General features: G+C 53.0%; 36 protein-coding genes and 3 tRNA genes. 18 read left to right on the forward strand and 21 right to left on the reverse strand.

Annotated elements, in window-relative coordinates; translation table 11 throughout:
* Positions 1 to 200 precede the first annotated feature (200 nt).
* The 21 genes from A4308_RS18550 to A4308_RS18650 all read right to left on the reverse strand — a co-directional run bounded on the left by A4308_RS18550 (position 201) and on the right by A4308_RS18650 (position 8894).
* Positions 201 to 719, reverse strand: coding sequence for a Rha family transcriptional regulator (locus A4308_RS18550; RefSeq protein WP_032665710.1), 519 nt, complete (start codon positions 717 to 719; stop codon positions 201 to 203).
* 190 nt (positions 720 to 909) lie between these two features.
* Positions 910 to 1380, reverse strand: a complete 471-nt coding sequence (locus A4308_RS22335; protein WP_063308718.1) for a lysis protein — start codon at positions 1378 to 1380, stop codon at positions 910 to 912.
* Positions 1377 to 1817: a lysozyme gene (locus A4308_RS18560; RefSeq protein ID WP_063308719.1), complete on the reverse strand. Its 441-nt coding sequence runs from the start codon at positions 1815 to 1817 to the stop codon at positions 1377 to 1379. Before A4308_RS18560 ends, A4308_RS22335 begins: the two co-directional genes overlap by 4 nt.
* Positions 1804 to 2109 carry a phage holin family protein gene (locus A4308_RS18565; RefSeq protein ID WP_122008274.1) on the reverse strand — a complete coding sequence of 102 codons (306 nt, stop codon included), beginning with the start codon at positions 2107 to 2109 and terminating at the stop codon, positions 1804 to 1806. The genes A4308_RS18560 and A4308_RS18565 overlap by 14 nt, the downstream gene beginning before the upstream one ends.
* Before the next feature lie 190 nt (positions 2110 to 2299).
* Positions 2300 to 2374, reverse strand: a tRNA-Thr gene (locus A4308_RS18570).
* Between the two features lie 5 nt (positions 2375 to 2379).
* A tRNA-Gly gene (locus A4308_RS18575) sits at positions 2380 to 2454 on the reverse strand.
* A gap of 5 nt (positions 2455 to 2459) precedes the next feature.
* Positions 2460 to 2534, reverse strand: a tRNA-Asn gene (locus A4308_RS18580).
* Between the two features lie 97 nt (positions 2535 to 2631).
* Positions 2632 to 3129, reverse strand: a complete 498-nt coding sequence (locus tag A4308_RS18585) for an antiterminator Q family protein (protein ID WP_063308720.1) — start codon at positions 3127 to 3129, stop codon at positions 2632 to 2634.
* Entirely contained in the window at positions 3129 to 3245 is a 117-nt protein-coding gene (locus A4308_RS22860) for a hypothetical protein (protein ID WP_156491235.1), read from the reverse strand. The genes A4308_RS18585 and A4308_RS22860 overlap by 1 nt, the downstream gene beginning before the upstream one ends.
* A complete protein-coding gene (rusA, locus tag A4308_RS18590) occupies positions 3242 to 3604 on the reverse strand; it encodes a crossover junction endodeoxyribonuclease RusA (protein WP_063308721.1) in 363 nt (120 codons plus the stop codon). The genes A4308_RS22860 and rusA overlap by 4 nt, the downstream gene beginning before the upstream one ends.
* A complete protein-coding gene (locus A4308_RS18595) occupies positions 3601 to 3891 on the reverse strand; it encodes a DUF1364 domain-containing protein (RefSeq protein WP_063308722.1) in 291 nt (96 codons plus the stop codon). The genes rusA and A4308_RS18595 overlap by 4 nt, the downstream gene beginning before the upstream one ends.
* Positions 3884 to 4054, reverse strand: coding sequence for a NinE family protein (locus tag A4308_RS18600; protein ID WP_063308723.1), 171 nt, complete (start codon positions 4052 to 4054; stop codon positions 3884 to 3886). Before A4308_RS18600 ends, A4308_RS18595 begins: the two co-directional genes overlap by 8 nt.
* Entirely contained in the window at positions 4054 to 4509 is a 456-nt protein-coding gene (locus A4308_RS18605) for a YbcN family protein (protein ID WP_063308724.1), read from the reverse strand. Before A4308_RS18605 ends, A4308_RS18600 begins: the two co-directional genes overlap by 1 nt.
* Before the next feature lie 246 nt (positions 4510 to 4755).
* Positions 4756 to 4998 carry a hypothetical protein gene (locus A4308_RS18610; protein ID WP_141192643.1) on the reverse strand — a complete coding sequence of 81 codons (243 nt, stop codon included), beginning with the start codon at positions 4996 to 4998 and terminating at the stop codon, positions 4756 to 4758.
* Positions 4995 to 5573 carry a DUF551 domain-containing protein gene (locus tag A4308_RS18615; RefSeq protein ID WP_063308726.1) on the reverse strand — a complete coding sequence of 193 codons (579 nt, stop codon included), beginning with the start codon at positions 5571 to 5573 and terminating at the stop codon, positions 4995 to 4997. The genes A4308_RS18610 and A4308_RS18615 overlap by 4 nt, the downstream gene beginning before the upstream one ends.
* Positions 5570 to 5767 carry a hypothetical protein gene (locus tag A4308_RS18620; protein ID WP_063308727.1) on the reverse strand — a complete coding sequence of 66 codons (198 nt, stop codon included), beginning with the start codon at positions 5765 to 5767 and terminating at the stop codon, positions 5570 to 5572. Before A4308_RS18620 ends, A4308_RS18615 begins: the two co-directional genes overlap by 4 nt.
* The gene (locus tag A4308_RS18625) at positions 5764 to 6108 is read right to left on the reverse strand and encodes a winged helix-turn-helix transcriptional regulator (RefSeq protein WP_047345151.1); all 345 of its coding nucleotides are present in this window, start codon (positions 6106 to 6108) and stop codon (positions 5764 to 5766) included. The genes A4308_RS18620 and A4308_RS18625 overlap by 4 nt, the downstream gene beginning before the upstream one ends.
* Before the next feature lie 171 nt (positions 6109 to 6279).
* Positions 6280 to 7134, reverse strand: coding sequence for an ATP-binding protein (locus A4308_RS18635; RefSeq protein WP_231867148.1), 855 nt, complete (start codon positions 7132 to 7134; stop codon positions 6280 to 6282).
* A 2-nt stretch (positions 7135 to 7136) separates the two neighbouring features.
* Positions 7137 to 8006 (reverse strand): replication protein, encoded by an 870-nt coding sequence (locus A4308_RS18640; RefSeq protein ID WP_063308729.1) that lies wholly within the window; start codon positions 8004 to 8006, stop codon positions 7137 to 7139.
* A gap of 85 nt (positions 8007 to 8091) precedes the next feature.
* Entirely contained in the window at positions 8092 to 8637 is a 546-nt protein-coding gene (locus A4308_RS18645; RefSeq protein ID WP_063308730.1) for a toxin YdaT family protein, read from the reverse strand.
* 29 nt (positions 8638 to 8666) lie between these two features.
* Positions 8667 to 8894, reverse strand: a complete 228-nt coding sequence (locus tag A4308_RS18650; protein WP_025913385.1) for a helix-turn-helix domain-containing protein — start codon at positions 8892 to 8894, stop codon at positions 8667 to 8669.
* Between the two features lie 111 nt (positions 8895 to 9005).
* Here A4308_RS18650 and A4308_RS18655 point away from each other — a divergent pair, with 111 nt between their 5' ends.
* The 18 genes from A4308_RS18655 to A4308_RS18740 all read left to right on the forward strand — a co-directional run bounded on the left by A4308_RS18655 (position 9006) and on the right by A4308_RS18740 (position 18079).
* A complete protein-coding gene (locus A4308_RS18655) occupies positions 9006 to 9710 on the forward strand; it encodes an XRE family transcriptional regulator (RefSeq protein ID WP_047345900.1) in 705 nt (234 codons plus the stop codon).
* A gap of 36 nt (positions 9711 to 9746) precedes the next feature.
* A complete protein-coding gene (locus tag A4308_RS18660; RefSeq protein ID WP_063308731.1) occupies positions 9747 to 10232 on the forward strand; it encodes a lipoprotein in 486 nt (161 codons plus the stop codon).
* A gap of 663 nt (positions 10233 to 10895) precedes the next feature.
* Complete coding sequence (locus tag A4308_RS18665; protein WP_063308732.1) at positions 10896 to 11564, forward strand: Nmad5 family putative nucleotide modification protein; 669 nt, start codon at positions 10896 to 10898, stop codon at positions 11562 to 11564.
* Positions 11565 to 11725: 161 nt separating this feature from the next.
* Positions 11726 to 11977 carry a hypothetical protein gene (locus tag A4308_RS18670; protein WP_063308733.1) on the forward strand — a complete coding sequence of 84 codons (252 nt, stop codon included), beginning with the start codon at positions 11726 to 11728 and terminating at the stop codon, positions 11975 to 11977.
* The gene (locus A4308_RS22665) at positions 11974 to 12132 is read left to right on the forward strand and encodes a hypothetical protein (protein ID WP_063308734.1); all 159 of its coding nucleotides are present in this window, start codon (positions 11974 to 11976) and stop codon (positions 12130 to 12132) included. Before A4308_RS18670 ends, A4308_RS22665 begins: the two co-directional genes overlap by 4 nt.
* Positions 12129 to 12335, forward strand: coding sequence for a cell division protein FtsZ (locus A4308_RS18680; RefSeq protein WP_001752704.1), 207 nt, complete (start codon positions 12129 to 12131; stop codon positions 12333 to 12335). Before A4308_RS22665 ends, A4308_RS18680 begins: the two co-directional genes overlap by 4 nt.
* Before the next feature lie 76 nt (positions 12336 to 12411).
* Positions 12412 to 13383 (forward strand): hypothetical protein, encoded by a 972-nt coding sequence (locus A4308_RS18685; RefSeq protein ID WP_063308735.1) that lies wholly within the window; start codon positions 12412 to 12414, stop codon positions 13381 to 13383.
* A gap of 7 nt (positions 13384 to 13390) precedes the next feature.
* Positions 13391 to 13675, forward strand: coding sequence for a host nuclease inhibitor GamL (gene gamL / locus A4308_RS18690; RefSeq protein WP_022651075.1), 285 nt, complete (start codon positions 13391 to 13393; stop codon positions 13673 to 13675).
* A gap of 18 nt (positions 13676 to 13693) precedes the next feature.
* Entirely contained in the window at positions 13694 to 14440 is a 747-nt protein-coding gene (bet, locus tag A4308_RS18695) for a phage recombination protein Bet (protein ID WP_032647505.1), read from the forward strand.
* On the forward strand, positions 14437 to 15054 hold the full coding sequence (locus A4308_RS18700; RefSeq protein ID WP_032647504.1) for a lambda exonuclease family protein: 618 nt from the start codon (positions 14437 to 14439) through the stop codon (positions 15052 to 15054). The genes bet and A4308_RS18700 overlap by 4 nt, the downstream gene beginning before the upstream one ends.
* On the forward strand, positions 15051 to 15479 hold the full coding sequence (locus A4308_RS18705) for a hypothetical protein (RefSeq protein ID WP_063308736.1): 429 nt from the start codon (positions 15051 to 15053) through the stop codon (positions 15477 to 15479). The genes A4308_RS18700 and A4308_RS18705 overlap by 4 nt, the downstream gene beginning before the upstream one ends.
* A complete protein-coding gene (locus A4308_RS18710) occupies positions 15476 to 15628 on the forward strand; it encodes a DUF1317 family protein (RefSeq protein ID WP_063308737.1) in 153 nt (50 codons plus the stop codon). Before A4308_RS18705 ends, A4308_RS18710 begins: the two co-directional genes overlap by 4 nt.
* Entirely contained in the window at positions 15625 to 16107 is a 483-nt protein-coding gene (locus A4308_RS18715) for a class I SAM-dependent methyltransferase (RefSeq protein ID WP_047028423.1), read from the forward strand. Before A4308_RS18710 ends, A4308_RS18715 begins: the two co-directional genes overlap by 4 nt.
* Positions 16104 to 16763: an MT-A70 family methyltransferase gene (locus A4308_RS18720; RefSeq protein WP_063308738.1), complete on the forward strand. Its 660-nt coding sequence runs from the start codon at positions 16104 to 16106 to the stop codon at positions 16761 to 16763. The genes A4308_RS18715 and A4308_RS18720 overlap by 4 nt, the downstream gene beginning before the upstream one ends.
* A complete protein-coding gene (locus A4308_RS18725) occupies positions 16760 to 16966 on the forward strand; it encodes a hypothetical protein (RefSeq protein ID WP_063308739.1) in 207 nt (68 codons plus the stop codon). The genes A4308_RS18720 and A4308_RS18725 overlap by 4 nt, the downstream gene beginning before the upstream one ends.
* Positions 16963 to 17574 (forward strand): hypothetical protein, encoded by a 612-nt coding sequence (locus A4308_RS18730; RefSeq protein ID WP_063308740.1) that lies wholly within the window; start codon positions 16963 to 16965, stop codon positions 17572 to 17574. Before A4308_RS18725 ends, A4308_RS18730 begins: the two co-directional genes overlap by 4 nt.
* On the forward strand, positions 17571 to 17762 hold the full coding sequence (locus A4308_RS18735; RefSeq protein WP_022650956.1) for a DUF1382 family protein: 192 nt from the start codon (positions 17571 to 17573) through the stop codon (positions 17760 to 17762). Before A4308_RS18730 ends, A4308_RS18735 begins: the two co-directional genes overlap by 4 nt.
* On the forward strand, positions 17759 to 18079 hold the full coding sequence (locus A4308_RS18740) for a hypothetical protein (RefSeq protein WP_063308741.1): 321 nt from the start codon (positions 17759 to 17761) through the stop codon (positions 18077 to 18079). Before A4308_RS18735 ends, A4308_RS18740 begins: the two co-directional genes overlap by 4 nt.
* Positions 18080 to 18150 lie beyond the last annotated feature (71 nt).

The raw sequence follows: 18150 nt of genomic DNA on the forward strand, positions 1-18150 counted from the left end.
GCGTTTTTGAATGGACAACTGGTCTTTACGTTTCTTCCTTGATGTCTAATGACAAAGAATCGCTTATTAAGCAATTAGTGGAGTACGCCCAACTCAACGGGCAGGAAGAAATCCAATTGCGTAAGATAATCATCTGATTGATTAAACTGCTTATGTTTATAACCATTATCAAGCCCACCAGAAGATGAGCTTTGGAATGGTCACTTTGGCAGTCCGGGGATCGATATTTGCGCCTGCTGCTCAAGCCTTTCGATTCTTGCTATGAGTTGTGGCTTCTTGATTCTGCCCCAGCGGTTCAGCAAGCGGCCTGACATACTTGCAACATCCTTTTCCTTCATGAACTCCAGCATTAATTCGTTGTGCTCTCTTTGGTATGAGTGAGCCAACTCCATCAGTCTGTCACGCATCCAATTAAACGCTTTGATAAACGCCTCTTTGATGGCGGCAGCTTTTTTGCCGGTAAACGACATGATGATGTACATCGCGCCGTCTTTGGAGATTTCATATTCAACATACTGATTACCCTTGTGTTCATAGGTAACCCGCGAAAAGTTGCTGGTTAGAAATTCATTCGAACAGTCTAGCTTTTCAATTTTCTGAATGATGTGGTGATGCTGCTTGTCGAAGTAAGCTGCCACCTTGCGGGAGGTTGTGATCACGCGATCACCAGAAACAGCCACCATGTCCCGGAAATCGAGATTAGCTAATTGATGATTCATAGCGTCTTTACCTTTTAGAAAGTGAGCCTGTTCGCACAGAAAAGCCGCCCCGAGATGGTCGCCACCATATACGGCAGTTCTCAGGCTCAGCTTTCTGAAAGACTCGGGATTGTTATGCGCTGCGATGCGCGGTTTACTGCGGGCATAAAAAAGCCCGACCGAAGTCAGGCTCTGTTATTTGGGTAACGAATCATTTAAGACACTGCTCTTTGATGTAGTCCTGCAGATAACCGATCTGCTTCGTCACTGTGACGATTCGCTCTCTGAGGGTGAAATAATCCCGTTCAGCGGAGTCAGTAAGTCGGGGGCCGGTAGCATCGACCATGCCGCCGGTGCCGGTCGCTCCATTCGTGGGGCAGTTTGCGTTGAGCTGCAGCCGCTTACGACCAGCAATGACATCGCTATGCAGACGCTCAATAGTTTCTTTCGCATCAGCCAGTTCTCCGGTGTATTTGGCATCCAGTGCAGCGACATCGCGCTGGCGTGTCTGCATGTCTTTAATGGTGGCGTTCGCCAGGCTGAGTTTCTCATTGGCTTTATCGCGCTGGTCTTTGTAGGTAATGGCGTTATCGCGGTAGTGGTTCACGAAGAATGCCAGTACGCCTATTAACGCCACCACCATCAGCTGCAACCAGTAACGTTTAACCAGCGCGCCAATCACGACAGGAACAGAGCGCGCTCCGCCTCACGCCGACGGGTCAGCCCGTTAAGGACTTTGCCGCCAGCTTTGTTCCAGCGCAGGAACTCATCGGCAGCGCCAGTGTAATCACCGGCGTTGATTTTTCGCAGGAGAGTCGAAGTCGATAAGGACCGGGCGCCGAGGTTATACGTGAACGACACCAGGGCGTCGAATTGCCCCTGAGTAAGGTTGACTTTAACCAGGCGGGACACGTCGCTTTCGTAGCTGACCAGCCCTGTCTTCAGCAGACGTTCTGCTGTTTCCTGCTTAATCGTCATACCGGCACGGATCGGTTTGCCGTCGACAGGCTGAGTCCATCCGTATCCGATCGTCCACACCCCGACGCTGTCCTGGTACGCGGCGAGCTTGCAGCCTTCGAACTGCTTGATCAGGGCAATGCCTTTGTCACTGGTTTGCATTCTTCATCCCCGTCAGGCGTTCCCAGAAGTACGTCAGCGCCACGGAGCCCATCGCTCCGCTGATACCTGAAGTAACCAGAATCATGTAAAGGCTCAGCCCACTTTCAACGCTGATCAGGCCACCAATGAGACCGGTAAATCCGGACACTGCGATTTGTGCCAGTGCGTTGATCCAACTCCAGGTGGCTTTATTCTGCTTCACGTCAATAAGGTATCGGACCAGGCCGCCCCAGCATGACAGAGCAAGGACAATCAGCCATGACACTCCGGCAATGCTTTCTTTATCTTGCATACGTTTAGCCATATCACCTCCGAAAAACGGGGTGCTGTTTGTGTAGTGGGGAAAGGCCGTCAGACACGATAGCTACGTGGCATCTGGAATTGATTGTCTGCGGCCTGAATAAAAAACCCGGCGACAGGCCGGGAAGATGAGGGTAAGGCAATGTCGGCTCTATGGCCGAAGGGTCCCAGGTAGTGGGTTCTGGTGCCGGGCAAAGGAATCGAACCTCTGACGCGCAGCTTACAAGGCTGCCGTTCTGCCAATGAACTAGACCGGCGAATTTGGAGCATCTGGCGGGGATCGAACCCGCATCTTCTGGTTGGAAGCCAGACGTAATTCCCAAACTACGACAGATGCAGAATTGGCGGGACAGGAAGGATTCGAACCTTCGACCATTCGGTTAACAGCCGAACGCACAACCGCTGTGCTTCTGACCCTGAAATGAAAAAGCCCCGCACGATGGCGAGGCTTCGAATTCATTCATGTTACACACAACAATGGCAACATATACGAATTAGTTTGCTCATTTGTTCATTAAATTGCAAGCACGTTGTGTGATTTATTTGCAATTTTCCTCACATTTTCGCGATCGTTAAACGCATTTTGCAGCGGATGGTATAAACAGAACAGTGAAGCATTGATGATTTGCTTCACCTCTCTGCGGATTGTCGAGATGCTTGGATGTTTATACTGATTGCCGCCACGAGTCTTCATCAGGCGAGGCTTACTTATTGCATGCTGCCATGATGCAATTCGTATCTCGCTGGAGTTACAAACGTAGTAGGCGAAAATAACCCGCCAGGCATTTTCATCCACATTCTTTAGATAGTGACGAATGACTGCATCTATAAGCATCCCGTCATCATCACTACATACCGGCCGTGATGCTTGCTGGGGCTCAACGGTAGCCATGAATCTGGCAATCATGTTGATCATCGCTTTATCAATCTTTCCGGTCTGGCACCATGCGCCCCACAACTGGAGCCACTGGTCTACCCATTGATGCTGGTCGTTGGTTAATTCCAGTTTCATTATGCGGCTTCCTTCTGTGGCTGGTTGGTTTTGGTCTGGCTGTGCTTTGCTACTGGTGGCATGTTGGCGCGCTTTACGCTTTCTGCCTGGTACCGCAGGAAGTCTGTGTGGTTCATTCGGCCTCCAATTCGGTGATGGTCAGTTCAATCCTGCCGCCTTTGACGATTGGCATTCTCTTCACGCTGTAGTAGTCGACCTGCTGGTCATCGAGCCAGAACCCGGATTTCGTCAGGGCGTCGAACGCCGCCTTTTGCAGATTGTCCAGGTCCCGGCGACGGCGATCCGGCATGTGGCACTCGATACGAATTTTCACGGGCGTGGTCAGCCCGATATCCAGCATTGAGGCTTTGATGATTCTGGCGACGCTGTCGCGGTACGCCTGTCCTTCTGCGCTGATATGCGTGCGCCCGCGGTTATGCCGGTAGTAGCGGTTGTTGCTCGGCGGCCAAGGGAGACTGATGCGATATTCATTCATGCTTTTACGAGCCCCTCTTTCAGCCAGATAACCTGCGTGCGTGCCATTCCTTCAAGCGCGCACTCCTTTGCATATTCCGCATCGACCAGACGGGTACGGCGATCAATCTCGTCGTGGCAGCTGCTGCATGCGATGGTTGCGATCAGGTCAGGTGGCTTGATTCCTGTGCCGCAGAGGCCTGCAATACGGATATGTGCCAACACTGAGGTTTCAGGGTTGCCGTTGCATACGTCGGGGATCCGCACCTGACATTCGCGCCCGCGAGCCGCTTTGCACAAATTAGCCATGCGCCCTCCGTGCCGCGAGACGGAGCCATTTCTGATCCACCAGGCGGGCGGTATAGTCTTTCAAGGTCGGGATGTCGGACGGCTTAACCACTGGCTTACGCTGGCGGCGCGCCGGAACGCGGAAGATTTCGTTCGTGATGACGCGGGAAAGTGGAGTAGACATCATGCCTCCTGCTTTTCGCGCAGCTGCTGGTACTCGCAGCCGTTAGGAATAGTCAGGGCCAGGCCGAACTGGGCGCACCACATCTCAACCTTCACCAGGAAGATATGCATTTCACCGGTATCGAGGTCAGAGGTGTGGCGCGGCTCCCAACTCGTTGTCTTCTCACCGGTGATGAAATCGGTGTAGGTCACCTCTTCGCAGCCGAGGTAGGTTTTCTTGAGGTTGCGCTTAACCCACTCAGGCGTCGCGTCGGTTCGCCCGGAGTTAATCAGGTATTCGCTGATTTCACCCATCCACATGTGAAAAAGTGAGTTCTGTGACAGGCTTCGTTTATCGCGCCATTCCTTCACCTGCAGGCGAAGCGGCTTGCCACTCTGCAGTTGTTCCTGAAGTAATTTTCCGATGGCGTTGAAGTTGCCAGTGTGAAGCTTAATGCCGCACTCAGGGATGTTCATACGGCCTCCTTAACGGAAACCGCAGAATGCAGAAAATCGCAGGTGCATTTCTGCATCTGTGACAAGGTGAAGAGTTCAGATTGTGGTCGCATTTAAGTCCCCTTAAATGCGCAGAAGTCACCGGAGTTGTTCAGGCTCCGATGAAATGATTATGGACGGTTGATTCAACAAAATCAACGCGAGAAAAAGGCCTCCGGAGAGGCCCTGGCTGTCGATATGGGGATTCCCATATCGCTTGTATGGCAGTTACACCAAATCGGGCAATTTGAAGCCTGCCATGTCTTCCGCCCGGATTGGAGGCGATAGGCAGTCAGCAAACACCAGGGTGCCATCGAGCAAAATCACGAAACCCCACCCCATAAACAGGTTGGCACTACACCAGTCAGCCTTTAGGGGCACATCTGGCATCCTGTCTGGAAAGACTGGGTAATGCTCAGCCAGCCACTCCATTGCGTCGCAGCGATTGAGAGTATATTTGTCGTACATCATGCCTCCTGCTGCGGTGCTGCTGGCAGCGGCATCCAGTGGGTGACATGCTCTACCAACAGATTATCGCAATAGAAATTCCAGTACCTGTCATACGCACCAGACCAAACTTCTCCATACTCATTGAATGCCAGGATGGCCTTAAACTGCTCCGGCATCCGCTCACTGCAAGCCACCCAACCATCCGGAATCACCGGAGAGTTGAGTTGTTCGGAATTACCGAACGACTGAAGCATGGCTGCTCGATAGGCGTTCCAGCCGACAGCTTTTCCGTGTTCAAACGCGCTGTCAAAGTCATCATCCATTTCCATCGCAGCGGGCACAGATACCGGTGCTGGCGGGGCGGTGTAGAGCGGCGTTACTTCTCGCAGCGGGTCGGCATAAGCATTGCCACTATCGAAGCTGACGTTGTTTTTTGAGCCGCCGCCTGACAGTAGCCACGCCACAGGCTCCGCTTCGAGCGATGCCAGTGCTATACGCGCCAGCTCGTTCAGTATTGCCACATCAGCGTGACCGAGTCTGTAACCAGCTTTCAAATCGGCAACTGCTTGCACGGCATGTTTGTCGATGTTGCTCATTGGGCGGCCTCCTGCATGGCTGGTTCTGCTGGTAAAGTCATGTGCGGCACTTCAATCAGTTCTGCCCGAGCATCAGCCGTGTTCAGCGCCATTAATGCGACGATCCGCTTCTGCTCTGCATCCATTCGTAACGCTACTGTCTTGCCGTTCATATTGAAGAACACCGCAACGTTTTTGATATCTTCGATTTTCATACCCCTACCCTCCCCCAAACCATCAATACCCGCTTCATAGTTGCGCTGTTCCGGCACTCCTGGCAGATCACGTTCGTGTCCGTCCGCTGAATTAACTTCGACTTGCCCTGCCTCATACCCGGTATCGTGTCAGGGGCGAAGCGCATGCCGTAGCTGGTCAGGCTGTACAGGCGCTGGCCGTATTTTCCTTCGCAGCTGATCAGCCCATCGGCCAGCAGCGTGCTCACCGTCCCGGATATCTTTTTGGTGTCCATGCCGATAAGCCCTGCCAGTTTGGCGTTGTTCAGCCCTGGGTTATTGCGCAGGGCTGCCAGCACCTGCTCACGGATTGTTATGGTCATTGCCTACCCTCCGGATCCCATATTCACGAACGATTGCGAGCGAGATTACGGCTATTTCCCAACTCGATTTGTAAAGTGCTTTTCGCTTTTCATCGGTATCAACGCGCTCTATCCAGGCTGCATCGCCTTTCGAATACTCGTTGATAACGACATAGTCATCGCTGCATGCTTTCACGCTGCCCCCTTGGAACGGTAAGAATCCCAGGTGAATGACAGCGTGCACCCGCCGCCGTCGCTCATGCGGTCAATAACACGCTCACTTACGAACGCTGCCAGTTCTTCTTTGGTCTGGTTGCTGATCAGGATGGTCGGCTTCATCCGCTCGTACCGGGTGTTGATGATTTCGAACATGATCAGCTTCTCGGCTTCGCTGCCGAACTGGACACCAACCTCATCGATGATCAACAGGTCCGGAGTGGTGAATTGCGAAATCACGTCGTTTTCGCAGCGCGTCGCTGTTTTCGACCACGTTGATTTGAACTCACGGGCAATCTTCAGCGCTGTGGTGAAAATTACCGGGCTCTGGTGGTTCTCGATGACGTAGCGGGCGATCGCTAGGGCGAGGTGGTTTTTACCGGTCCCCGGCTTGCCGCACATTACCAGCCCGCCACCCTGATTCAGGCGCTCGGGCCACTTCGCGGCATACGCCTGGCAAACCCGCAGCGCGCGTTCTGACTCTTTACCCACCGGCTGGTAGTTTTCCAGCGTGCACGTCACAAAGCGCTCAGGGATTTCAAGCTGGCGCAGCAGGCGATCGATGTTCTGCTGGCGCGTGCGGTCTTCCCAGCGCTTTTTCTCGGCATACAGGAAGGTCAATTCATCACGCAGACAGCCAGGACAGCGAGTTGGCGGTGACGGTAGCTTGATCAGGCTGCTGGTAAGCACGCGTTTACGCTGTTCGTATTCGCCGTGTTTCTCGCAAAGCACCGTTTCACAGACGATCTCGCAGTTAGGGAGTTGCTCTGGCGGCCTGCCGAGAACTTCCAGCATTTTTTCGATAGCGTCGATTTTTTCGAGCAGTTCCATACTCAGTCCCTCGCCCATGACGGAATTTCAGTCTGGCCATAGTCCTTGCCAGCGAAGTTCTCAGATACTCGTGACGGAGTGCGCACAGGCTGTTTAGCACCTTTCGGTTCAAACAAACCCTGCCAGCCATTTGCGATGCTCTGGTTGATGATTTCTTCAGGCTGATAACCGCTGCACTTGCAACGCTCGAGCAGGTTGATGGCCTGAGTTACCGTCTGCTGAGACTTGATCGGTTTCTTCAGGTCACGACGATAATCGACCCAGGACTTCCAGACTGAAACTGACAGCCATTCAGGAAGGTCAACACCAGCCGGATCGAACGAAGCCGGTTTGGGGGATTTAGGGGGTTTATTAATATTGTCTTTATTGTCTTTTGTAATAGTGTCTTTTGTGTGTCCCCATTTTGGTGACAGGGCTGTCACTGTTTTGGTGACACTTTTTGTCACTACCATAGGGACATTGTCACTATTATGGTGACAGTCACTACCGTGGTGACATTTTGGCGCAGGTTTAGTACCTGGAATCACCCACTCGCTCAGGTTTTTGTTGGGCCCGATAAGCATGCCGTCGGACACCAAAACATTCATCGCAATGAGCTCGTTTTTGGCAGTGTTAACCTTCTGGCGAGGTAGTCTGGTCAGCTCAGAAAGTTGTGAGTCTGCTATGCGATCCATCTTCTTGTTGAACCCATAGGTTTTGCGGCAAACAGCATGAGCTACCTTGGCCTGATTTTTAGTCAGGTTCGCGCCGATAAGCTCCTCATACAACTCGTTTGCCAGACGGGTGTACCCATCGTCTGTATCGGCCACGCGTTGCTCCTGTATTCCCGAAACTACTGCGGGAAAGTTGAGAATTTCTGCGGTATTTGACATACTTACTCCCGTTACTTGGCGTAACACAGTGTGATAAGGGCCTTTGAAGTTACCGCTTCAAGGGCTTTTTCTTTTCTGGTGCCTCTCACATAACCCCCAGCATCGACGTGACCATCGTCATCAGCGGCCCTACCTGCTCCGGCATGAGGCGGAAGAGCGACGCTATACCCTCGCTTACCTCTTTCAGCTTCTGATGCTCTGGAGCGTCCAGCAGCACGGCCTGTTTAGCTTCGGCACACTCTTTCATCGCAGAGGCGATCAGGGACATAGTGTCGTTCTGGGGCGCTAAGCGGTTGCGGTACTCCAGCGGCAGGACGGACATAATTGCCGGTGCCAGCTGGCGAATGTTGTTGGCGGCGTACTCTGTGTCGCCATCGATCCAGCGAAACACTTTCTGCATCTGACGGTGCGAGTCAGTCGGGATATCCAGACCGGTTCCGCCGGTTGCCCGCCACTCTTCCACAATCAGCGCTGCGACAAATTCACGGCTGCGGCAATCAGCTGCCCAGGCGCGCACAGCTGCGCGGATCCCATCGATGTTTAACGCCTTGGAATAAGGTTCCCGGCGATTCTGGTAAATCATCGCCGTTGGCGAAAATTTGTTACCTTGTTGATACGCAAGTGAATGCATTGCTTTCCCTTTCGTGGTTAGGGCCGCCGTTAAGCGGCTGTGTTATTTGCCCCAAGGAGCTGGGCGAGATCTGGGCGGATATCTGCTGGCTTAAGCTTGCCGTTGGTTGCAGAAACAATCTTCATTACGTAGCGAGCATCAATGCCGCCACCGTGCAACCAGCGCCATACCGTCGGCTGCGCCACACCGCAAAGGTCGGCTAATTTCTTCTGGCTACCAGCGATATCAATGGCGCGCTGGATGGTTTTGTTCGTCATTTTCCAATTCCTATGAGTATTGGTGTGAATTGATAATAGCAATGCGTATTGATTTAGGCAATAGCTAAACGTGTTTTGACCATCAATACGCAAGCGTATAAATTTAAACTCATGAAAAAAGAAACTCTTGCAGAACGCCTGAATCAGGCAATGGAACTATCTGGCATGTCTCAGGGCGCTCTGGCTAAGGCGTCTGGCGTCGCTCAGCCCACTATCTGGCGGCTGACCAGCGGCAACGCCCGCGGCTCAACTAAAATCGTTGAGATTGCCAATGCGCTTGGCGTTCGCTCTGAGTGGCTTTCAACCGGAGTTGGACCAATGCGTGACGATGGTCAAATGCCCGCGATTTCGCAGCCAAAAACAGAGCTGGCGCCTACTGACACATTCCGCATTGAAGCGCTAGACTTTTACGTGAGCGCTGGGCCAGGAGCCATCAACAGCGAGTTCGTAGAGGTGCTTAGATCCGTGGAATATTCAGTCGAAGACGCTCGTCGGATGTTTAATGGCAGGAAGGCTGAGCAGATCAGAATCATCAATGTTCGCGGAGACAGCATGTCCGGGACCATTGAACCAGGTGACTTACTGTTCGTCGACATCAGCGTCCAGCACTTTGATGGTGATGGGATCTACGCCTTCATATACGACGACACATCTCACGTGAAGCGCCTTCAGAAGATGAAGGATAAGCTACTTGTCATTTCAGACAACCAGACTTACCGTCCATGGGATCCTATTGAAAAAGAAGAAATGAACAGGATACTGGTGTTCGGAAAAGTGATAGGCAGCATGCCTCAAACATATAGAAAACACGGTTAACTTTTAGCCTAACGGCTTTTCACAGCAAGGATCATCATGAAAAAGCTCTTTATTGCAGCGACTGCAGCTGCGCTTCTCTCTGGGTGTGTGTCCATTCCTAAACCAGTAAATCTTCCGCCGTTCCCACAGGCAGAGTATGACAAGTTGAAACTGGATGGCTCCGAGAAGCTGACTGGCCAGGCCTTCCTTAAGACAATGGGCGGAGACGTGAAAGTGGCAGCTGGCAGTCAGGTTATCCTGATGCCAAAAACCTCCTATACCGATTTCCAGTTCGCCACCTGCATGGGGCTTACCCGCTGTGACAAAGAAGATATGCGCGCAGCGAAATATGAGAAAGTCACTATTGCTGATGCCCAGGGTAAGTTTGAGTTCGATAACATTGCGCCTGGCGAATATTACGTCCAGACCAGCGTTACTTGGATGCGCCCATCCACGTACGGCCTGGTAACTGAAGGCGGTGCGCTGATGTCAGCAGCCTCAGTAAAAGCAGGACAGAACAATACGGTTATGGTTACCCGCTAACCTTCACTGCCATGAAGAACCCAGCCATAGTGCTGGGTTTTTTATTGGCCGCAGCCAGCCCATTCGTCACAGCTACACCCGCCGCAGTAAAAAAACGATCTGAATCCCAACCTCTCTAAAAAATATCAAAAAAAATTCCTTTAGCTATCAGCACATTAATAGCAATTGCTATTATTTAATATCAATACGTATTGCTATAAACAATACTCATCGCTATTATCAATCCATCGAAACGAAACATCGACAGCTGAGCGAAGTTAGCCAGCGGCGGACAGCAAGTCGCCTGCTCATTAAGAATTCAGTCAAGCAGCAAATCACCCGGAGCGCTCCTGGCAAATTGAAATGGCGCCCAATGGGATTGAGGCAGGTGTGTAACGCGTGGCGGGTATAGCACACGAAGAGGACTCCGCACCGGAATGGTTTGCTGCTCAGTTCCCGAACATCGGGGCAGTAGTACCAAAGGAATGTTTTGGGGTGAAGCGGCGTGGGAAATCGGTGACACGCTCAGCGTCTACGTGAGCGCATCGTATTTCACGATTGGGCAGGCAGGTGGCCCAGAGAGTTCGGTTTCGTCCGACCTTGAACACATCGCCGGGGTAACGTCCGGCCTTCACCACTAAAGCATTTCTCCCGCATCAGCGGCTAACGACAGAGGGTAAGTCAATGATTCGTCTTAACAACGAAATTAAAAATCAGCTATGCCATAACCTGCTTCTCGCATCCCCATTGTTTGAGAAAGCGAAAGCTGCGGTTAATGAGAGGGCGAAAATTGTTGAAGAAATTCGACAGGCATTGCTCAAGCAGGAAAACACTAGCGATGAGCAAATAACTAAGGCTCGGGAAGATTTCAAAGATAACTCGTTCATCAAGATGCAGGTCGGCGCTAAAACTGCAATTTTAAAGGCCATTATCAATGGTGAGTATCACGAATTAGCCAGGAACGGTTTGGATCATCGCTATCGCCACCGTGGAAAACATATTGGTAAGCACGATCTTGAAAGCGACCTGTTCTTCGGAGCTTCCTTCTCGCCGGTAGTTGAATCGGGTTTTGTTCCTGAAAGTTACATCACGCTGAAGAAGGTTGGAAAATTACACGACCGACTTACTGAATCGACGGTAACCATCAACGTTCTTTACGATGAAGTTGATGCCTTCAAATTGCAGGTTAAGGGCGCTCTAACCAAAGTCTCAACTGTTAAAAAACTGGCTGAGATGTGGCCTGAGGCAGTGCCATATTTGCCTGAGGTGGAACGCCGTGAAGCGACCAGCACCGCACTTTCCATTCCCGTTGAAACACTAAACGCCCTTTGCGGCATACCAAAGAATGAATGACCCGCTTCGGCGGGTTTTTTATCGGCCATACCTCAGCAACTTCACAGAGGTTGCTTAGTTATGACAACCGGCGGCCATCCACCGCCCATTGAAACACTGAATAAATGCGTTGAAGTCTTGTATTAACCGTTCCGTTCGCCGCGATAAGGCCAAGAGGATTTATGAGGAAGAATAATGGCGGCCCAGCATTCCCTTACTCCGGAGTGCATAAGGGTGAAAAAGAAAACCTGATAGTCGACAGCCATGGCATGACGCTACGCGACTACTTCGCGGCTAAGGCTATGGCATCAATTGTGCGCAGATGGGACGGACATTCGTTTGGTGGCGGCCCGGAATCACCACAATACAAAGAATTAGCCGAAGATGCATATTACATTGCCGACGCCATGCTCCGCGCGCGGGAGGCATCATGACAGTCACCCACAACGGCAAGCAGTACACAGCCAAAAAGCTCAACGATAACGAGTGGCAGCTGACGTCGGTATCGAGCCCGCGTGAAAAGCTGACGCTGAACCGCTGGCACATGAAGCTGGCTGGCCTCCTGGAACAGGTTGAGGTGAAGGTATGATTGGAATGCACTACGGAACAGCATCAGTGCCACGTAGCGAGGTTTTACCGGGCACAATGCTGCAACACCACGGCAAAACTTATCGCGCCTCTGCGAACGTTGAGAAAGGCCTGTACGCCTTCAACATCTTCGAAAAAACCATCATCAAAAGTGATTCTGTCGTTGTGCTGCTGAATGAGCGCGGCGAGCCGATGGTTCACTGATACCTAACCCCCTATTCAACCGATCGGCCTGGCATTAAGCGGGCGGCATCTGCACATCCAAATTTCAGGAGAAACCATGAGCGAAGTAACGGACTTAACTGTCATCGAAATCAAGCCGGATCAGGCTCCAGCGCTATACATCTCGGGCGGCCTTGATGCTTACCTTGAACAGATCCGCCAGGCAGTAAACGAAGTGCCGGACCTGTCCACGAAGAAGGGCCGTGACCGTGTCGCCTCTCTGGCGGCGCAGGTTTCCCGCAGCAAGACAGCAATCGAAAAGCCGGGACGTGAGTACCTTAAGCGCCTGAAAGAGGCTGTGCGTCCGGCTGAGGCCGAAATTAAGCGTTTCGTTGATGCCTGTGACGAGTTGCGCGATGCGACCCGACGCCCACTAACTGAATGGGAAGCCGAGCAGGAACGCATCAAGGCTGAAGAGGCTATGAACGCGCTGCACGCCGAAGCTCTGCAAATTAACATCAAGTTCGATCAGGAACTGGCTGCCAAGATCGAAGCAGACCATGAAATGGCCCTGCTGATGAACAAGGATATTGACCGCGACCGCGAAGAACAGCGACGCCTGGCGGAACAGGCTCAACGTGAACGTGACGAGCGGCTGAAACAGGAAGCGGCAGAACAGGCCCGCCGCGATGCCGAAGCGAAGCACAAAGCAGAGATTGAAGCCGCAGCGCGCCGTGAAGCTGAAGAGAAAGCCCGTGCAGAGCTGGCTGAACGCCAGCGCGTCGAAGCGGAACAGCGTGCAGCTCGCGAGAAGCAGGAAGCAGAAGCCCGGGCGGAACGCGAAAAAGCCGCGGCAGTGGAGGCTGAGCGCCTCAAGGCAAAACAGGCAGAAGAGAAACGCCTGGCCGAAGAGAAACGCATCGCCGACGAACAGGCAAAACGTGAAGCTGACGTGAAGCACCGCAAGACGGTCGGCACCAACATTGTTAATGCGCTCACCAGCCACACCAGCTTAACCCGCGAACAGGCTATCGAAGTGCTAACCGCTCTGAAAGATGACCTAATCCCATGCGCGAAAATCCACTACTGAGGCAACCATGAACGCATACCTCACTTACGACCGCATCGAAGATCGGCGCTGGGTTGAACAGCAGCTCACGGACGAGAAAGAGAAGTGGATCGACGACCGGGCTCAGCAAATCATCGACATGATGCCAAAAGAGCCGTCCGGACTCTTCCACTTCTCCGTACCGATTGACTCCAGCCCATACGAAGGACTTCGCAGCGATAAAGCTGGCGAGGCCTACAACGATTTCATTTCGGCAGTTGCTTACGCCCAGGCGGAATACGACTGGGAACACCGTACCGGCTGCCCGTTTTAATTTTTGAGGGATTTAACAATGAGTACTGCACTTTCCACCATGGCCGGGAAACTGGCCGCACGCCTCGGCATGGATGCCGGTACAGACCTGATGAATACGCTGAAGAATACAGCGTTCAAAGGTGGCAACGTCACGGACGAGCAGTTTACAGCCCTGTTGATCGTCGCCAACCAGTACGGCCTGAACCCATGGACAAAAGAGATTTATGCCTTCCCAGATAAAGGAGGGATTGTCCCGGTCGTCGGCGTTGATGGATGGGCTCGCATTATCAACGAACATCCTCAGTTTGACGGTATGGAGTTCTCTTACGACAAAGAGGAAGGCGCGTGCACCTGCAAGATTTACCGCAAAGACCGCAAGCACCCGACAATCGTCACCGAGTATATGGGCGAGTGCAAACGCAACACTCAGCCATGGCAGTCCCACCCTACACGCATGCTTCGCCACAAGACGCTGATTCAGTGCGCGCGTCTGGCCTTTGGTTTCGCTGGTATCTTCGACCAGGACGAGGCCGAGCGAGTGATTGAAGGAACAACGGCAGAGGTTCATGCAGGCCATGAATCAGATAGCCGTCGTCCGGACCTGATCGCAAAAGGCGAGTCTGCCGCGCGCCTTGGAACCGTTAAGTATCAAGAGTTCTGGGTGGCGCTGAGCGCTGAAGAGAAGCAGGTAATTGGAGCAGTTGAGAAGCGACGCATGTATGACATGAGTCTTGCTGTCGACAACGCCGAGCCTGTCAATGTCGCAGATGCGGAGGCTGAATGATGGAGCAACGCACCCCTGAATGGTTTGCTGCGCGCTGCGGCAAGGTCACAGCCAGTCGACTGGCTGATGTCATGGCCCGGACTAAGTCGGGCTACTCCACCAGCCGCCAGAACTACATGGCAGAGCTGATTTGCCAACGACTGACCGGGAAGCTGGAGGAAGGGTTTTCGAATGCCGCGATGATGCGCGGCACTGAACTTGAGCCAGTGGCGCGCGAAATGTACGCGCTGAATGAGTTCGATGCGGAAATCACTGAAGTTGGACTCATCGATCACCCAACCATACCCGGATTCGCAGCCAGCCCGGACGGACTTGTTAACGACGACGGGCTTATCGAAATCAAATGCCCCAACACCTGGACCCATCTTGAAACGCTGAAAACTGGCGAGCCAAAGCGCCAGTACATGCTGCAAATGCATGCGCAGATGATGTGCACCGGGCGGAAATGGTGTGATTTCGTTAGTTTCGATGATCGCCTGCCGCCTGATCTCGCCTATTTCAAGAAGCGCATTCATTTCGATGAAGAGCTGGCGCGCGAAATCGAGTCTGAGGTTAAGAGCTTCATTGCAGATCTGGAATCTGAAATTCAGAAAATCACAGAGCGTGCAGCATGAAACGCACACCCTTCTACCGCAGGCCCGGGCGAACCGGGCAATTCTCGGGCCTCCGTGAGCGTGTTATCTGGATGATTCAGACGCGCGGCCGCCCGGTAACCGGCAGCGAAATCGCCGAGAAGTTTGGCGTAACGCTCATCGAGTTTAACCGGGTCGCCAACGGCATCACCCGCGGCTCCGGACAGATAGCGCATATCGTTGAGTCGAAAAAATGGCTCAACGAGGACGGCATCTGCGACCGCACTTTCGACCTCGTCACGAAGCCGAAGGTTGTAACGCCGCAGGGCAAATCGCGGCTGTTCACCCGGCGCGCCATAGAGCAATCGCAGGAAGGTAGACGGCAGGAATGCATTGAACGTGCCGCCCGCCGTAGCCGCCTAATTGCTCAGGGCCTCTACATCGACGAAATGGAGTCCATCCTATGACTCACGCTCACGACGACATCAGGGTTGGCACACTGCGCCTTCCCTTCATTGGAAAAGGCTGGCTAATGCCATGGGGTGAAGTGGTCAGCAATCCATTAAAGGCGCAGCGGCTCGCTGAGGAATATCGGGAAAGGCAGGAGGCGGCATGACAGATTCAACAATCTTGGACATGTGCTGCGGTTCTCGCATGTTCTGGTTCGATAAGCAGGATGATCGCGCTGTTTTCAGTGATATCCGTGCCGAGCAGCATGAACTTTGCGACGGCCGCCAGTTAATCATAAGCCCGGACCTTATAGCTGATTTCCGTGCCCTTCCCTTTGCCGACAACACTTTCCCTGTAGTCGTGTTCGATCCGCCACACCTTGAGCGCGTCGGAGATAACGCGTGGATGGGGAAAAAGTACGGCCGGCTGAACAAAGAAACGTGGCGCGATGATCTGCGTGCCGGCTTCGCAGAAGCATTTCGGGTGTTGTGGCCACACGGCGTGCTCATCTTCAAATGGAACGAAACTCAGATCCCGGTAAGCAATATTTTGGCGCTGACTGACGAGAAGCCCGCCATATGGCAACGAACAGGAAAAGCCGACAAAACCCACTGGGTTATTTTTGTGAAAGGCGGCGCGAAATGACAGGAAAATACGCTCTTATCTACGCTGATCCGCCCTGGTCTTACGGCAACACCATCAGCAACGGCGCTGCCGCCGATCACTACTCAACCATGAAGCTAATCGACATTAAGCGCCTGCCGGTGTGGGAGCTTGCCGCCGAAAACGCGGTGCTGGCGATGTGGTACACCGGCACGCATAACCAGGAAGCTATCGAACTGGCTGAGGCCTGGGGCTTCACCGTTCGCACGATGAAGGGCTTTACCTGGGTGAAGCTGAATCAGAACGCCGAGTTGCGCATCAACAAGGCGCTGTCCGAGGGGGACGTCAGCGATTTTTACGACTTCCTCGATCTGCTTAACGCCGAGACTCGCATGAACGGCGGCAACCACACCCGGGCCAATACCGAAGATCTGCTGATTGCTACCCGCGGCGCCGGGCTGGAACGAAAGCACGCCGGGATTAAGCAGGTGGTATACAGCCCGCTCGGAGCGCACAGCGAAAAGCCGTGGGAAGTACGGCACAGGATGGAGTTGCTTTACGGTGATGTGCCACGCATTGAGTTATTCAGTCGCAGCGCAGCGCCAGGCTGGCATCACTGGGGAAATCAGTGCGCCACCGCCGCGGTGGAACTGCTGCCCGACTGCGCCATCGACGTCGTGAAAACGGAGGCCGCATGACGCCAGCGAATGAAAACGCCTGCCGCCGCTGCACCGAGGAAATCCAGCAGGCCATGCGCAAGAAGCCAAAGCCTAACTGGAACGAAACGGTGCCTCCCATCATCAACAAGCATCACAAGAAAATTGAAGCTCTGGGAGTTAGCCTCCTGGAGTTCGTCGTCAAAACTGGCCGCCTTAATGGGCGGTTTGGAGCCGAACAATGAATATGAAAACTGAAAAAATCGTGATGATGGACAGCGATGAAGCGGCCAGCATCCAGACCGTAACTGGTTGGGTAGACCGTCAAGGTCGTTTCTGGGGTGGTGACGAGCACCAGGCGCGTTGGTGCGGCGCTACTCATCGCAAGTGTAAAAAAAAACCTGATGAGCATCCTATTCATAGCACTCATGGCTATTGCGAAGAATGCCACCGCGAAAGCCGCCAGGCGAAGTTCGCTACCTTTGAGCGCGCGGTATGGACCGGAGAGCCGCTCGTTATCTTTGATGATGACCAGTACTTTTTCGACGCTGAGTCGCTGGCCGACTATTGCTATGAGCACTCCCTGCTGCCCAGTGAGTTGCAGTTAATGATCTGCGAGCCTAACTATCCGCCTGAGTTCGACTTGGAGCAGCACTGCGAGGAGATCATGCCTGATGGCGATGACTATTACTGTTTGCCGCAAGCTGTGCGCGATGCTGCTGAGGCGCTGAATAAGGCGCTGAAAGAAAGTGCTCCAGCATCGTGGAGTGCCAGCAACCGTGTGGCGATCGTCTCTGACGACATGCTCAACGACGAGCAGAAGGCCGAAATAATGGCGGAGCGCGCCGCATGAACAGAGCCTCCCCCGTTGATTTGAGAAAAAGCCTCGAAATAGCCAATCACCTAGCCCACATCGGGATTCGCTTTGTGCCGATCCCGGTGGCGACAGAGGAAGAATTCCAGACGCTGGCCGCCGAGCTATCGCGACGGCTTGAGCAGATGGCAGTCGAAGCCGAGAAGAATGAAGGCGGTGCAGCATGAGCAAAATATTATCAACGGCAATTAGCCTGGCCATTATTGGATGTCTTCTTTTCGGTAACGAGCAGGCGCAGCAGTTTGCCTATTACTCGTACCTGGTGATTACCGTTTTGGGATGGATTGCTGTTTTATGCGGATGCATGACCTATGAGTTCGTGCGTGAGGAAATGAAATATTTGTGGTTAAGCATTCCTCTATCCGTAATGACAATCTATGCCCTCATCGTCACCGACCATACGGCTTTAGCGGCCTCCGCTCTCGTCTTCGCTCTGTTTTTTGCTGGGGCTGCGAAAAACAAACCCAAACGAAACCCACTATGAAAAAGCAAATCACCAGGTCGCTAAAGCGGCCTTTTTTATTGCTGGCGTTCACCTTCAACCGAATTAACCGA

It is taken from the genome of Enterobacter sp. ODB01 (genome assembly GCF_001623605.1).
GTDB classification, from domain to species: Bacteria; Pseudomonadota; Gammaproteobacteria; order Enterobacterales; family Enterobacteriaceae; genus Enterobacter; species Enterobacter kobei.

Bases quoted from the DNA above. Each gene is read 5' to 3' on its own strand.
- A4308_RS18565 (WP_122008274.1), bottom strand. From the start codon at position 2,109: ATGCAAGATAAAGAAAGCATTGCCGGAGTGTCATGGCTGATTGTCCTT.
- A4308_RS18560 (WP_063308719.1), bottom strand. From the start codon at position 1,817: ATGCAAACCAGTGACAAAGGCATTGCCCTGATCAAGCAGTTCGAAGGC.
- A4308_RS18700 (WP_032647504.1), top strand. From the start codon at position 14,437: ATGATGGAGCAACGCACCCCTGAATGGTTTGCTGCGCGCTGCGGCAAG.
- A4308_RS18620 (WP_063308727.1), bottom strand. From the start codon at position 5,767: ATGAAAATCGAAGATATCAAAAACGTTGCGGTGTTCTTCAATATGAAC.
- A4308_RS18640 (WP_063308729.1), bottom strand. From the start codon at position 8,006: ATGTCAAATACCGCAGAAATTCTCAACTTTCCCGCAGTAGTTTCGGGA.
- bet (WP_032647505.1), top strand. From the start codon at position 13,694: ATGAGTACTGCACTTTCCACCATGGCCGGGAAACTGGCCGCACGCCTC.
- A4308_RS18660 (WP_063308731.1), top strand. From the start codon at position 9,747: ATGAAAAAGCTCTTTATTGCAGCGACTGCAGCTGCGCTTCTCTCTGGG.
- A4308_RS18605 (WP_063308724.1), bottom strand. From the start codon at position 4,509: ATGAACATCCCTGAGTGCGGCATTAAGCTTCACACTGGCAACTTCAAC.
- A4308_RS18625 (WP_047345151.1), bottom strand. From the start codon at position 6,108: ATGACCATAACAATCCGTGAGCAGGTGCTGGCAGCCCTGCGCAATAAC.
- A4308_RS18670 (WP_063308733.1), top strand. From the start codon at position 11,726: ATGAGGAAGAATAATGGCGGCCCAGCATTCCCTTACTCCGGAGTGCAT.
- A4308_RS18650 (WP_025913385.1), bottom strand. From the start codon at position 8,894: ATGACGAACAAAACCATCCAGCGCGCCATTGATATCGCTGGTAGCCAG.
- A4308_RS18585 (WP_063308720.1), bottom strand. From the start codon at position 3,129: ATGAAACTGGAATTAACCAACGACCAGCATCAATGGGTAGACCAGTGG.
- A4308_RS22860 (WP_156491235.1), bottom strand. From the start codon at position 3,245: ATGAACCACACAGACTTCCTGCGGTACCAGGCAGAAAGCGTAAAGCGC.
- A4308_RS18740 (WP_063308741.1), top strand. From the start codon at position 17,759: ATGAGCAAAATATTATCAACGGCAATTAGCCTGGCCATTATTGGATGT.
- A4308_RS18710 (WP_063308737.1), top strand. From the start codon at position 15,476: ATGACTCACGCTCACGACGACATCAGGGTTGGCACACTGCGCCTTCCC.
- A4308_RS18685 (WP_063308735.1), top strand. From the start codon at position 12,412: ATGAGCGAAGTAACGGACTTAACTGTCATCGAAATCAAGCCGGATCAG.
- A4308_RS18610 (WP_141192643.1), bottom strand. From the start codon at position 4,998: ATGATGTACGACAAATATACTCTCAATCGCTGCGACGCAATGGAGTGG.
- A4308_RS18645 (WP_063308730.1), bottom strand. From the start codon at position 8,637: ATGCATTCACTTGCGTATCAACAAGGTAACAAATTTTCGCCAACGGCG.
- A4308_RS18720 (WP_063308738.1), top strand. From the start codon at position 16,104: ATGACAGGAAAATACGCTCTTATCTACGCTGATCCGCCCTGGTCTTAC.
- A4308_RS18735 (WP_022650956.1), top strand. From the start codon at position 17,571: ATGAACAGAGCCTCCCCCGTTGATTTGAGAAAAAGCCTCGAAATAGCC.
- A4308_RS18730 (WP_063308740.1), top strand. From the start codon at position 16,963: ATGAATATGAAAACTGAAAAAATCGTGATGATGGACAGCGATGAAGCG.
- A4308_RS18600 (WP_063308723.1), bottom strand. From the start codon at position 4,054: ATGTCTACTCCACTTTCCCGCGTCATCACGAACGAAATCTTCCGCGTT.
- A4308_RS18665 (WP_063308732.1), top strand. From the start codon at position 10,896: ATGATTCGTCTTAACAACGAAATTAAAAATCAGCTATGCCATAACCTG.
- A4308_RS18705 (WP_063308736.1), top strand. From the start codon at position 15,051: ATGAAACGCACACCCTTCTACCGCAGGCCCGGGCGAACCGGGCAATTC.
- A4308_RS18680 (WP_001752704.1), top strand. From the start codon at position 12,129: ATGATTGGAATGCACTACGGAACAGCATCAGTGCCACGTAGCGAGGTT.
- rusA (WP_063308721.1), bottom strand. From the start codon at position 3,604: ATGAATGAATATCGCATCAGTCTCCCTTGGCCGCCGAGCAACAACCGC.
- A4308_RS18655 (WP_047345900.1), top strand. From the start codon at position 9,006: ATGAAAAAAGAAACTCTTGCAGAACGCCTGAATCAGGCAATGGAACTA.
- A4308_RS22665 (WP_063308734.1), top strand. From the start codon at position 11,974: ATGACAGTCACCCACAACGGCAAGCAGTACACAGCCAAAAAGCTCAAC.
- A4308_RS18595 (WP_063308722.1), bottom strand. From the start codon at position 3,891: ATGGCTAATTTGTGCAAAGCGGCTCGCGGGCGCGAATGTCAGGTGCGG.
- A4308_RS18725 (WP_063308739.1), top strand. From the start codon at position 16,760: ATGACGCCAGCGAATGAAAACGCCTGCCGCCGCTGCACCGAGGAAATC.
- gamL (WP_022651075.1), top strand. From the start codon at position 13,391: ATGAACGCATACCTCACTTACGACCGCATCGAAGATCGGCGCTGGGTT.
- A4308_RS18615 (WP_063308726.1), bottom strand. From the start codon at position 5,573: ATGAGCAACATCGACAAACATGCCGTGCAAGCAGTTGCCGATTTGAAA.
- A4308_RS18635 (WP_231867148.1), bottom strand. From the start codon at position 7,134: ATGGAACTGCTCGAAAAAATCGACGCTATCGAAAAAATGCTGGAAGTT.
- A4308_RS18715 (WP_047028423.1), top strand. From the start codon at position 15,625: ATGACAGATTCAACAATCTTGGACATGTGCTGCGGTTCTCGCATGTTC.
- A4308_RS18550 (WP_032665710.1), bottom strand. From the start codon at position 719: ATGAATCATCAATTAGCTAATCTCGATTTCCGGGACATGGTGGCTGTT.